This window comes from Methylophaga sp. UBA3192 (assembly GCA_002363955.1).
In the GTDB taxonomy this organism is placed as follows: domain Bacteria; phylum Pseudomonadota; class Gammaproteobacteria; order Nitrosococcales; family Methylophagaceae; genus Methylophaga.
The window spans coordinates 188,327-201,139 of record DEXE01000003.1 but is presented as its reverse complement, the minus strand read 5'-3'; the positions used below and the strand labels follow the sequence as shown (position 1 = coordinate 201,139).

Sequence of the window (12,813 nt, the reverse complement as noted above, 5' to 3'; positions counted from 1 at the left end):
TAAACCCTGCCCAGTTGAGAGGGGAATGAGAATTATCGGTAATAAATGGACCGGCTCAATTTTGTGGCACCTGAAAGATCACCCAATGCGCTTTAATGAAATTGCGAGACAACTTGCTGGGGCCAGTAAAAAAGTCCTGGCAGAGAGGTTGAAGGCAATGGAAGAAAATAAACTTATCACCAGAAAAGTGATCTCAAGCAAACCTGTCGCCGTCCAATACACCATTGCAGCCAGAGGATTGAGTGCATTGACTATCCTTGAAGAACTAAAATATTGGACGATTGAAAATAATCTTTAGTCTATCTTCTAGAGGACGCTCTATCCATCTGAGCTACAGGGACATCGGCAGCAATTATAACAGCCGTGGTCATAGCTATGAAGCGGACTTCGAGTTGAACAGAAGTCGACCGGCGGCGGCTCGGCTGTATGTCCTCTGCTATTGTTTAGAAACGTCCAAAACAAACACGTCAATTAGCCCTTTTAATTCAGATGTCAGTGTTTTTTCTAATCTGCTTTTAAGCTCATCAGCACTGCCGATGCCATGTTTTTTACGACCCGCTACTTTCTCATCACTACCAAACCATATTATAAGGAAAATGCCTTGATGCTCGGCATCAGGGTGAATAGAGTAGCGCTCATGTAGTTGTGCTGAAGCAGCTGTATATAATTCATCATGCCATTGCCCTTTGACCTCTGTTACAAGCAATCGTCTTCTACCACCGATCATCTTGGAGGCAGTAAAATCACATCGATTTGCAGACTTTAATTGGTGCTCCGGGGTGATAATAATGCCTCGGGGCTCCAGTCTGAGGTTTAGGCGTTCAGCAATAATCTCCGTCGCTCTAACTTCACCCAACCGTTCACCTTTCTCATAAAACCGGTCGGCCGAGTTGAACTCTCCTCCACAGAGCACTTTTTGGAAATCTTGCAACTCTTGAAGAATCAGTTGACGCAATCCCTCGACAGTCACTATTTCATCAAGGTCTAAAGTCTGAACAATTTCCCTTGGCTCGGGTGGTTTAAAGTCGCGTAGTGCTCTCTTTCTAATTTGCCCAGCATGAATACTCTTCAAATCATTGTGAAAATCTATGAAACGTGATTCAGCAAGAAGCCTCTCAAGCACAGGAATCGCAGCATCTGGATCATCAGAATCGATAGACCATATAATATCGGTCAAGAAGCGGTATGCAATTTCCTCTTTAGGACTGCCTGTACCCCAATTGTTTGGCAAATCAACCTTAGGCCATTTATCAATAAAGGCTTCAAGAATAGCTTCAATTTTAGTTGAGGTCAGCTTTGGCCAATATGGACGCTCACTTCGATTAAATCGCCCAGCTAGTCTTTCGAATATAATTAAAGTGTCTTTATCAGCTTTGAGCCAACCCCAGTATGTTGGGGGTGGCTCAGTAAGAAAATACCAAGCCCGAACTAACCAAAATGTTCGCTTATTTTCAATTTCTTCATCACCAGATGGTTCGGGAAAGCTAGTCATGTAATGTTTACATCGTTCCGCAATAACCTTGTTTAACTCATCGCGACAAACTTCTTTTGCCGCTATCTCAAAAAGCGTATCTAGTGCTGCAAGTTCTATCTCATCAAATGTTTTGAGCCATTCAATAGAAAGTGCGGAGCGTAAGCCAGTGAATATATCTTCACTTCGAAGCATCCAGACCTGAGGGTTTGGACAGCCCTCATGTGCTAATTGTGGTTCAACATACTGCCTAAGAAAGTCCTCAGCGGACCGGATGTCAGGAAAAATCAGTCGATCAACTTCAGTTCGTAAATTCTCTCTATCTTCTTCAGATATGGCCATATAGCCCATCTGGATATTGGTTCGAAGCGCCCTTAAAAGACGTAGGTCAACCTCTTCCAAATCCCCCTCAGCCTTCAAAATCTCTAAGCAAGCGGCAAAGAGGATAGTTACTGAGTATAATCCCTGCGAGGCGCATTGAAGCTCAGCGAGTCGCTGAAGATCAGGAACGTATTCGTCGATAAAGTCGAGGCAATTTCTGAGTGCATTTCTCACAAGCCTTTCATCGCCAAATTCCTGCTCAATTTTGTCCGGACTATTAAGCGCCAACTCAGCAAAGCGAACCAGCAAACTCCAATGACGGCCACCTTCTACCAGTTCTCGGTTGTCTTGAACATATTTGATGTTGTGAACGCGAACCTTGTTTTCTTTTACTAGACGACGTTTTGCTTTTCGCTTATGCCTAAAATCCAATCTTAGTTCGTCTTTTTTGTATCGTTCTGCAGCAAGGTTAGACTTAGCCCACTCTCGCATGAATGCCTGCTTCATGGAAGCTTGCTCACGCATGTGTCGACGTAAGTTGTCAGAGCCTAGTTTTTTATCTCTATAAAAATTATGAGTTGCTATAAAACTTGCCCATAAATCCAGGTTATCATTTTCAAATGCCAAATCGGCTATAAATCGATAGTCGTCAGGTTTAAAGCACAGGCCATTGTGGGCGCGAGCACTAAACTTTTGTACCTTTGTCTTAAATATCTGGTCTCGGTCTGTCATGCTCTGGAACACATAAGCGATGATACCTTGGCGAAGTTCATCATTTTCTTGGAGAGCATGAACCGAATGGCTATCTGTAGATGACTTTTGTTTGTGAAAGTTAAGGTTTCCAACCCATTGCCAGACACGTCCAGGTTCATATGGTGGATTCGACACTTCGAAGTAATGGTCTAGCATTAACCCAATTATCTTGCTGATACCATTTCTGCAATAACACTGGATATATTTCTTACCACACCTACATGCTAAATCTTTAGTTAAATTATCTAGGAGCCTCTCGACCAGTGCCGGTGTCAGACTCGTAATTAATTGATTTATGAAATATCGCCCACCGATCACTCGTTCTCGTTGATTAGGATCCTCAGGGTAAAGGCCCACACAAGCCTGAAAAAATTCAACTAGATATGTGAACTCGAATGTGTCTGGCCCTACTCTTTTGATGATGTTAGCAACAACGGTCAATGAAGGTTGACTTGCTTCAGAAATTAAAGCGTCCAAGTCATCACTTATCTCCCAATCCTTTAAATCTAGCAGGCAGTTACTTGCTAAGATGCGATTAGATTCACTTTCCAATGGCAGTAGCACTATTTGGCGCAAATCTTCCTTCAACAACCTGATTGCTGGTGACCCAGACAACATTTCCAGTATCAAATTACGTAACTGACCATTATTTCCGGCCGACAGAAGTGGTTTGATCTCATCCAAAACTTCATCTGTGAAAAAACCAGCAACACTGAACCTGCGCCAAAAGTCGCCTCTTCTGAAGTATGGGTCAATAGACTCGATTTCTTTCAGCTTTTGAATTAGCAATCGCTTAGAAGAATGAATAAGCTGTGAGGGGTCTCCATTGGCAAGTACAGCATAAGGATCAAGTTCAATTGCGGCCTCTTGGATTGGCTTATTACCCAATGCTGCCATCCAGCCCAGCAAACCTCGTAACTCATCTCTTACGATAGAATTTGGAGCAATAATGGGTAAACATTTGCTCAATGTAAGAGGATCTGACGAATTTGCTATTCTTTTTGTTAGATAATCTGCAGCACAGTACTCGGAGACAATTTTGTGTACGTGACGATGATGATCTGCAACATCACTGAGCGTAAAAAGTCGAGTTGCCAGAATAGCTTCCGCACTAGCACCATAATTACAAAGTGAAGCTAGTAGAGGGTAAATCCTGTCCTCTGCCACTTCCGTAGTACTAACCCCTTCAGCACCTGACAACAATAGCTTGGCGAAAACTTCAGATGCGATCTCTATTTTTTGATTAGTCGAGATTTGCGAACCAACCCGAGCTACAGTGCTGTTAACCTCTTTTGCTAATCGTTCGACTGCTTGAACAAAAATTGAACGCTTGTCTTTGAAATGTCCCTCGCTTTCTACGTATGCATCAGCAAACAATTTCAAAAACTGTGGGTTTGGAAGTAGAGTTTCGAGATCAAAGCGAGACACTTCAGCCTGAAACGAAGAGAAATCTTTTCTTTGCAAATGATGCTCATAGATAGCTTCTTGTTCAGCATCATTTAACTCACACAATCTAACTACCGAGGGAAGAAGTCCAAAATATTCCTTGAATGTGTGTGTTGCAGCTGCATCCCACTCACTGGAACGACTGGAAATTATAAGGTGAGTGGGATTTGATTTTCTAGCATTAACCAATATCTGATGTATTCCAGTTTTATCTATTTTGGCTAACTCATCAAACGCATCAATTACCAGCGGACAACTCTCCGTAGTAGCCCCTACATGACCAAAAAAATTTGCCGTTACAGCAGAGGTTCCTAATTTGTTAGCAAGACTATTCAATAGCTCTGTTTTACCAGCACCAGGCTCAGCCAAAACAACAATGAATTTTGAGTCTGCCAGAAGCTCATCTTCAGTGTATGTCTTATCTAAAACTAAAACTTTACGTGGTAGATAGAAGTCACGTGTCATAGTGTAATTTTGGTTTGCGTACATTTCATCGTTCCAGAGCCTAAACGAAAGCTTACTTAAACGCCATCCTTGGCTTCCTACCTAGGCTTGCTAAACTGTCTTAAATCAAGCCACAGAGCCGATCATGGACTATAAACAGAAGCTTACCCCTTCCCTCGCTATCAAGCTCAGTCAGACCAAAACTGATAAGCATTTTGAGGTGACGGATACTGTAATTCCCGGCTTTAAATTGAAGCTGTATATCTCTGGCACGATGACTTTCAGCCTAATGTATACCGCTCCCGATGGTCGTCGGCTTCGTTACACGATGGGTACCTACCCAGCTCTATCCATTCCAACCGCTCGTAAGATTGCTGAAAAGCTCTACGCCGAAGTTAAGCTTGGTCGTGACCCTCAGCGTGAAAAGCAAACAGCCCGTGAAGTGAAGCCAGTGCCAAAGCTGGGCGATTTCATTAACGACACTTATCTGCCTTGGTTTACCACACACCACAAAGCACCCAAAGCAAAACTTCCTTTTAACCAATTCAAGCATCTGTTCAGTAAGCGTCTGGATAAAGTAACTGCATGGGATATTGAAAGCTGGCGGGCAAAACGTCACAAAGAAGGTTTAAACGCGACCACCTCCAACCGATATATCGGTACGCTCAAAGCAATGTTCAACAGAGCAGTCGAATGGGAAGTTATTGAGCAGAATCCGATCGCAAAGGTAAAAAAACAGAAGTCGGATAGTCGTGCGATCGTTCGTTATCTCTCAACTGATGAAGAAGCACGTCTCAGAGCTTCCCTGAGATCGCGTGATCGTCGTTTAGCTGAATCTAACCCCTTTTATGCTGGTGGCCGTTTCGTGAGCTTAAAAGCGATCTTGGGCGGTTATGCCGATCACATTCATCCGATGATATTGCTATTGATGAATACCGGCATGAGACGTGGCGAAATGTTTAATCTCCGTTGGCAAGATGTGGATTTCGTTAATAAGCGAATAACGGTTATTGGTAATACATCAAAAACCGGACAAACACGTTATATCCCGCTTAACGTTGAAGCGTTTAACGTTTTACAAATGTGGTCAAAACAAACCCAACGTGAAACCGGATTTGTATTCATTGGAAAGAACGGTTCACGTTTCACGAATATCGATAAAGCATGGAAGGTTTTATTACGTGAAGCCAAAATTAACGATTTTCGTTTACACGATTTACGTCATCACTTTGCGAGCCGATTGGTATCTGCAGGTATCGATTTGAACAGCGTAAGAGAGTTACTGGGTCATAGTGATATTAAAATGACACTCCGTTACGCTCACTTAGCTCCGGGACGTTTAATTGATGCTGTTGCTGTGTTAAATCAATAAACAACATTCGTTTAATTAAACGATCCTGAACGTCTTTTCTAGACGCATTAATTTCTTCCCGCTACACCTCTACAAACCCAATTAAATTAAGGCCCCATAATGATCATACAGATCGTTCTAATGGGGTTTTTACGGCTGAAATTCGCCTCATTCCGCATATTATGGGTAAGGTTTAATCGTAACTCAAAAATCCCTCTCTGACTTATCTTCCCCCGACATGAAGCACCAAGCAGAAGATATAATTCCATCCGGAAAATAAAAAGTCCTAGAAATTACCGAAGTACTTGAAGGTGATGCCGCCTTTAAATTCCACCTCCCGGAAAAACAGCCTTATAGAGCCGACAATACTCGGAAGTAAAGTTAGAAAAAAACGCAGAGCGGCTTTAAGGCCGAAGGCCGTGCCGCTCCACTCTTAAGATTTATTCTTTATTTCTTTTATACTCTTAGCACACACATTCATAACAAAAAACATAAATTACAATCACTTAAAATCAATAACTGGTGTAATAACTGGTTCCATAATTGGTAACTAAACTAGAGGGATATTAGAAATTTACTATCAACCTCAGCAAGAGCTTCGTTGGTAGATTTCAACTTTTTCATAAAATTACTCGGAGTTATTTTTTCCCCTGATAGAAGTTTATAAATATCCGCCATAGCAGTTGGTGATCTGCTTAGTGTTAAATAAGCACTTCTCCATATATTCAATCTATCCTCAAGATTGCTAATTAATTTAGCACCTCGATGTGGATTCTGTGTTGCAGCATCTATTAGGTCCAACCTTACGCCATCAATTTTTTGTTCTATTCTCGAAAGCATTTTTTTTACGTTCTTTGTCTTAATTACAACTGTTTCTATCTGCATTTCAAAAGTTAATGCCATAAATTGTGCTTTTTTTTCGGCAGTTAAATTTGATGAGGCAACTCGGAATGCATGGGAATAATCAAACTCTTTTGACTTCATCACATGTAAAAATAGATTGTCAAAGCGTCTGGTGGCTCTGTGATCTGGATACTTTCTTCTAATCCACTCCAGATCGAATATTTGAACGTCTCGGTTAAAATTAGTAACTGTCTCGTCCCACCCGTCAATACTAATAGAGGCTGTAGGCCGCATATTCCTTCGACGCGGAGCTATGTCTCGCATTGATAGTAAAATATTACATATGTAGAAATTTAAACGATTTACCTCGTCATAAGATCTTGGGGAGATACTATTAAGTTCTTCCATTAATTCAGACGAGGTCATATTGAAACGACGCTCAAGATTTTTTCTGCTTTCAGAATTCTTTACTTGCGTTAAATCCTTCAAATATTTTGAAAGCTTTATGCCCGGATTATTGTCCTGCCCCTCATGCACTTTATTGTAGTAAAGCTCTTTGGATTCCTCTCTATCTTCATCTTCATCCAAGTCGATACTTATTTCTGGCATAAAAAAGAGATCGTCAGGATTGGGAATACCCAACTTTCTTCGTTCCCGATTTCTTTTTTTACTCTCCTTTGATTCTTCCTCAATTAAATCCATTAAGTCTTGCAGGTTAAAATTGGTTTCTTCATGTGAATCTTTCATTTTGAGCTCCTTTTATATTTCATTTAAAGAAGCTAACTAATTATTCACACACTTTTAGGCATTGGAATAGGAGAAGTAACATTGCCAACAAAACTCCTCGCTATGCATTGGTACATAAAGGTTACAAAAAAGCCCTCTGCGGATGGGATACAAGCTTATGAGTTTTTTTGCGCTTGGGGGCTAAGATCAACTTAAGGTCAACGTTAAACAGGGTTTACAGAGCAAAATTATATGTGACGTTGATGTTTGGTCACCTTCTTAGCCTCAAAAACACCACTCCGGCAGTTAATTTGGTATCTTCCATTCTTGATAAAGAAGAAAAATCATAGGGACTTAACAGTGAAAAGATGGGCATTTGTTGATTGTTTCGAGGAGGTTAACTTTCGAAATATAGATTTTTCTGATTACGAGAGAATAATATTATTCTCTGTGGCAGATATACACCTTCCATTGGGGCCGATTCTTCCAACTTTGGAAATAATTGTAGAACGCACAGAAGCAGTAACCCAAGAACAACTGAATCATGCTTTAACCTTCTCTATCAGCAAATATCACTCAACCACCAAGAGAAACGTATGTTTTGATATTTACTCTAATTACATCTCCCAAACAAAGAGTGATGCTCTTCTAAGAGCAGAAGATAGACATTGTTATGTATATGACCTACCACCACGCTCAACTATAACTATCGAACAAGCCTTGCAGAATACAATCTACAAGCTCAATAGTTACGCTGATAAGCGATGTAGACCAAGGGGAACCGGGATAATGATTGAACTCTTAAACCATGACTGGCGGTGCATTAGAGGAAAAGTGCCCGCAGACACTATAATTCTTGAAATGAAATCGAGAGGCTTGATAAGACAAGCCAGTAATGGAATATATTTCAGTTTTTAATAGTGATGGCTAAGCCGGATAGTGACCGGAAGAACGGTCATAAGCACAGCAAATTCATGGGATTACCTTGTAGTACCGACATCCTTCGATACCCACCCGGAGGACTTAGGAGGGGGACGCTCTATCCATCTGAGCTACGGGGACATCGGCGGCAATTATAACAGCACTCGCAAATCACTTTTACCCACCTTATTTTTTAAGCTGGGTGTATTTCTTTTTTCACCTGGATACGAACTGTCTGTTTAGAACAGGAACTGATAAGGTCTATACCACGATCTAATATAAAATTGGTTATTGGCTAATCTGATTTAAACGTCAGGGCTACTAATTAAAAATTCGAAAGGTCAAGCAATGACAGAGACACGAAAATATTCATCCCAAGTGGTAGATGGTACTGGTAAAGCACCTGCCAGAGCGATGTTACGCGCCGTCGGGTTCAATGATGCTGATTTTCAGAAACCGCAAATTGGCATTGCCTCGACCTGGAGCATGGTCACGCCATGTAATATGCACATTAATCAGCTGGCCGACTTTGCCTGCGAAGGCGCTGACGAAGCCGGTGGTAAAGGGGTTATCTTCAACACCATCACCATTTCTGATGGTATTGCGAATGGCACGATTGGCATGAAGTATTCACTGGTGTCCCGTGAAGTGATTGCCGATTCGATTGAGGCTGTTGCTGGATGTGAAGGGTTCGATGGACTGGTCGCCATCGGTGGCTGTGATAAAAACATGCCGGGCTGTCTGATCGGCCTGGCCCGTCTGAATCGTCCTGCGGTATTTGTTTATGGCGGGACCATTCAACCTGGCGCGAATCATACGGATATTGTGTCGGTGTTTGAGGCGGTTGGAAAGCATGCCCGGGGGGATATGTCCTCGGCGGAATTAAAACAGATTGAAAAAACAGCGATCCCCGGTGCCGGCTCCTGTGGCGGCATGTACACCGCCAATACCATGGCTTCAGCGATTGAAGCATTGGGTATGAGCCTGCCGAACAGTTCAGCACAGGAAGCCATCTCTCCCTCAAAAGCAGCGGATTGCCGCCGGGCCGGCGCTGCAGTGATGTTTCTGCTGGAGCAGGATATCAAACCTACCGACATCATGACCAAAAAGGCTTTTGAAAATGCCATCACCACATTGGTCGCACTGGGCGGTTCGACTAATGCCGTCTTACATATGTTAGCAATGGCGCATGCCGTGGATGTTGAATTGACGTTAGAGGATTTTGCACGAATCGGCCGTCAAGTTCCGGTACTGGCTGATCTGCGTCCCAGCGGCAAATATATGATGTCGGAACTGATTGCCATCGGTGGTATTCAACCTTTGATGAAAATGCTTTTGGCGCGAGGTCTGTTGCATGGCGATTGCCTCACGGTGACCGGCAAAACTCTGGCTGAAAATCTGGCCGATGTGGCCCCCTATTCTGCAGATCAAGATATTATTCGTTCATTTGAGAACCCCATCAAAAAAGACAGCCATCTGGTCATTCTCAAAGGCAATTTAGCCCCTGAAGGCGCGGTCGCTAAAATCACCGGCAAAGAAGGTTTACGTTTTACTGGCAAAGCCCGGGTATTCCACTCTGAAGAAGAGGCCCAGCAGGACATTATAAATGGCACTGTGGTAAAAGGTGATGTCATCGTTATCCGTTATGAAGGCCCTAAAGGCGGCCCTGGCATGCGGGAAATGCTCAGCCCGACTTCCGCCGTAATCGGCAAAGGCCTGGGCAACGACGTTGCCTTAATCACCGATGGTCGTTTCTCCGGTGGAAGCCACGGCTTTGTGGTCGGACACATCACCCCCGAAGCTTTTGATGGCGGCCCGATCGCGCTGATTGAAAACGGCGATGAGATTACTATTGATGCAGAAACGGCTGAAATAACCCTTCACCTGAGCGACAGCGAGATCCAAAAAAGACGCATGGCATGGAAACCTATTGCCCCCCGCTACACCCGGGGGCTTTTAGCTAAATATGCCAAAACCGTTTCTTCGGCATCTGAAGGCGCAGTGACGGATAAAAATTTATGAGCACAGAAACACAGACCTCAAATGCTTATACCTAAACGGGAATCATATAAATCGATAATTTTTATTAATAATCATAGATATAGATACTTTCCAATCCGTCAAACAGCGGTTAAGGAAAATACTGCCCCCTAATAGGTAATATCCGCTGTTGCAACTGATGTCAGATGTTTAATATGTGAACTGTAGCAAATAGTTTTTTCTCTCGTTAAGGAGTTTCATCATGTGGACTAAACCAGAATACTCAGATATGCGTTTCGGCTTTGAAGTTACCATGTACATTTGCAATCGCTAAACGCAAAAATGCGCTAACAGAAAGCCCCTTCAAAGGGGCTTTTTTGTATCTGGTGTTTATAGGTGTTCTTTCAGTTTTGCAGAACCCCTATACTGCATTTGTAGAATATTTTATTTAACTAAGTCTTAACAAATATTGGAGAGCCGCGATGTCATCTATTCCGCAATGCCGCATTGAACAGGCAGGCTCCGCAACTGAGCCTTTTTTTGTTATCCGTCAGGATGTTGATGGAATACAAGAAACCGTGGATAAAAAGTTTGAAAGTCATCAGCAGGCGCTGGACTACATTCTGGCTCAGGGGTGGCAGGTTCAGCGTGACAGGCCAGCAGACTCTATGATTATTGCCTCCAGATTCCTAAAACCCTGATTGAGAGCTGTGTGAGTACACTATTCCTCTATAGCTACCACCTGAATTGATTATCAACCACTATAAAAAACCGGCTGAAGCCCGGTTTTTTTGTAGTTACAGAACAGTTGAACCGAATCAGGTCTTGGGAACAGCGGCGGTTTTCAACATATCGATCATCGCTGCTGATGCACCAATATGCTCAGCAATTTGAATATGGACATCATGAAACCTGGCCCGGGTACTATCAACATCATGCGGAATATCTTCCGTTACATGCCGTCCGGAATTTAAAAAGTACGGCAACACCGTAATGTGTGTTGCACCATCGTTTACGCAGTTTTCGATTCCATCCGCTATTAATGTATCTGCCAGTTCGAGAAAAGCGGCCTGAACAATATCATAGTGCTGAGCACATTGTGTTTTGAGTTTTTCGGCCAGCTCAATGACTTCGTCATTGGAACGCTGACGGCGACTGCCATGGGCAACAAGTAATAATGCTTTCATAATAAATATAATCCGCTTAGCGATGTGAATTGCATGTGAACACAATGCAGATCAAACCGCTAATAGTAAATGATGACTATCTAAATAGGATGGACAGCTTCGATCTGTGCCAGCATAATGCGGAGATAAGAAAGATTTCTATTTAAACCGAACAACAGACACGGATTCAAGGATAAGACATCTGTTAATAAAACTGCCTATGCAGGGAAGTGACGGAAGGGCAACCTTGATGGGGAACGTGTCTTGGCAAACCAATATGGTCGTCCTGACAATTTAAAGCCTTATGAATCAGCAAGGAGACTGAGTATTCTTAAGAAGACCAAAGAGGTATTGATCATTGATGATCAATCCACCGGCAGAACGATATTGGAAAAAATTATCCAGCAAATTGGTGACAATATTCATGTTACAGCGCTGGGTAGCCCCTCCGTGGCGCTGAAATGGCTTGACCACCATGAGGTTGATTTAATCGTAACGGATTATCGTATGCCAGAAATTGACGGCATAGAATTTATCCGGCGTGTCCGCCAAATTCCAGCTTTACAAAGTGTGCCTATTATGATGATCACCGTCGTCAGTGAAAAAGCCGTGCGCTATGACGCACTGGATGCCGGGGCCACGGCTTTTCTGACTCGCCCTATTGATCAGATTGAATGCCGAACCAGTTGCCGTAATCTGTTGCAGATGCATGAACAGCATTTAATTATCGAAGATCGTGCTAACTGGCTGGCACGGCAGGTTGAAATCGCCACTGAACAGATTATTTTACGAGAAAAGGAAACCATTATCCGTTTGGCCAAAGCGGGAGAATACCGTGATGAAGGAACCGGAAATCATGTTATTCGTATGGCCAAATATTCCCGTTTTATCGCAGAAGCATTGGGCGTATTCGATGAACAGCAATGCGAAGATCTCGAATATGCTGCCCCCATGCACGATATAGGTAAAATTGGCATTCCGGACAGCGTTTTACTGAAGCCGGGAAAACTGGATCCGGACGAATGGGAAATCATGAAAACCCATACGACGATCGGACACGAAATACTCTCAGACAGTCAATCAAAATATATGCATATTGGTGCTGTCATCGCATTACATCATCACGAACGATATGATGGAAAAGGCTATCCAAATCAATTAAAAGGTGAGGATATTCCACTTATTGCCAGAGTGGTGGCAGTGGCAGATATTTACGATGCTTTAGTTTCCGAAAGGCCTTATAAAAAAGCCTGGTCCAATGAAGATGCCTGTCGTTACATAGAACAAAGTGCCGGAACACAACTCGATCCGCGTTGCGTACAAGCTTTTTTTGACCGAATTGATGCGATCCAGCAGATTCAGGCTGAATATGCTGATTAATATTGTTCTTT

The 12,813-nt window shown here is 42.8% G+C and carries 9 protein-coding genes; 6 read left to right on the top strand and 3 right to left on the bottom strand.

The features are described 5' to 3' along the window. Positions 1 to 25: 25 nt before the first annotated feature. The gene (locus B2337_RS02470; protein ID WP_292414464.1) at positions 26 to 298 is read left to right on the top strand and encodes a winged helix-turn-helix transcriptional regulator; all 273 of its coding nucleotides are present in this window, start codon (positions 26 to 28) and stop codon (positions 296 to 298) included. 138 nt (positions 299 to 436) lie between these two features. Here the strand turns inward: B2337_RS02470 and B2337_RS02465 are convergent, their stop codons facing one another. Continuing rightward, positions 437 to 4,480, bottom strand: coding sequence for a hypothetical protein (locus B2337_RS02465; RefSeq protein WP_292414465.1), 4,044 nt, complete (start codon positions 4,478 to 4,480; stop codon positions 437 to 439). Positions 4,481 to 4,580: 100 nt separating this feature from the next. Between B2337_RS02465 and B2337_RS02460 the strand changes: the two genes are divergently transcribed. After that, positions 4,581 to 5,807 carry a phage integrase gene (locus B2337_RS02460; RefSeq protein WP_292414466.1) on the top strand — a complete coding sequence of 409 codons (1,227 nt, stop codon included), beginning with the start codon at positions 4,581 to 4,583 and terminating at the stop codon, positions 5,805 to 5,807. Positions 5,808 to 6,341: 534 nt separating this feature from the next. Here the strand turns inward: B2337_RS02460 and B2337_RS02455 are convergent. Then, positions 6,342 to 7,376, bottom strand: coding sequence for a hypothetical protein (locus B2337_RS02455; protein WP_292414468.1), 1,035 nt, complete (start codon positions 7,374 to 7,376; stop codon positions 6,342 to 6,344). Positions 7,377 to 8,624: 1,248 nt separating this feature from the next. Here B2337_RS02455 and ilvD point away from each other — a divergent pair. The 3 genes from ilvD to B2337_RS02440 all read left to right on the top strand — a co-directional run bounded on the left by ilvD (position 8,625) and on the right by B2337_RS02440 (position 10,957). Further along, complete coding sequence (gene ilvD, locus B2337_RS02450; protein ID WP_292414470.1) at positions 8,625 to 10,298, top strand: dihydroxy-acid dehydratase; 1,674 nt, start codon at positions 8,625 to 8,627, stop codon at positions 10,296 to 10,298. 220 nt (positions 10,299 to 10,518) lie between these two features. Then, complete coding sequence (gene pqqA, locus B2337_RS02445) at positions 10,519 to 10,590, top strand: pyrroloquinoline quinone precursor peptide PqqA (RefSeq protein ID WP_081443609.1); 72 nt, start codon at positions 10,519 to 10,521, stop codon at positions 10,588 to 10,590. A 148-nt stretch (positions 10,591 to 10,738) separates the two neighbouring features. Continuing rightward, on the top strand, positions 10,739 to 10,957 hold the full coding sequence (locus B2337_RS02440) for a hypothetical protein (RefSeq protein ID WP_292362086.1): 219 nt from the start codon (positions 10,739 to 10,741) through the stop codon (positions 10,955 to 10,957). 117 nt (positions 10,958 to 11,074) lie between these two features. On the opposite strand, the gene B2337_RS02435 is transcribed toward B2337_RS02440, so the two are convergent. Further along, positions 11,075 to 11,443 (bottom strand): sirohydrochlorin chelatase, encoded by a 369-nt coding sequence (locus B2337_RS02435; RefSeq protein ID WP_292414471.1) that lies wholly within the window; start codon positions 11,441 to 11,443, stop codon positions 11,075 to 11,077. A gap of 243 nt (positions 11,444 to 11,686) precedes the next feature. Between B2337_RS02435 and B2337_RS02430 the strand changes: the two genes are divergently transcribed. Continuing rightward, the gene (locus tag B2337_RS02430) at positions 11,687 to 12,802 is read left to right on the top strand and encodes an HD domain-containing phosphohydrolase (protein WP_292414472.1); all 1,116 of its coding nucleotides are present in this window, start codon (positions 11,687 to 11,689) and stop codon (positions 12,800 to 12,802) included. Positions 12,803 to 12,813: the final 11 nt, after the last annotated feature.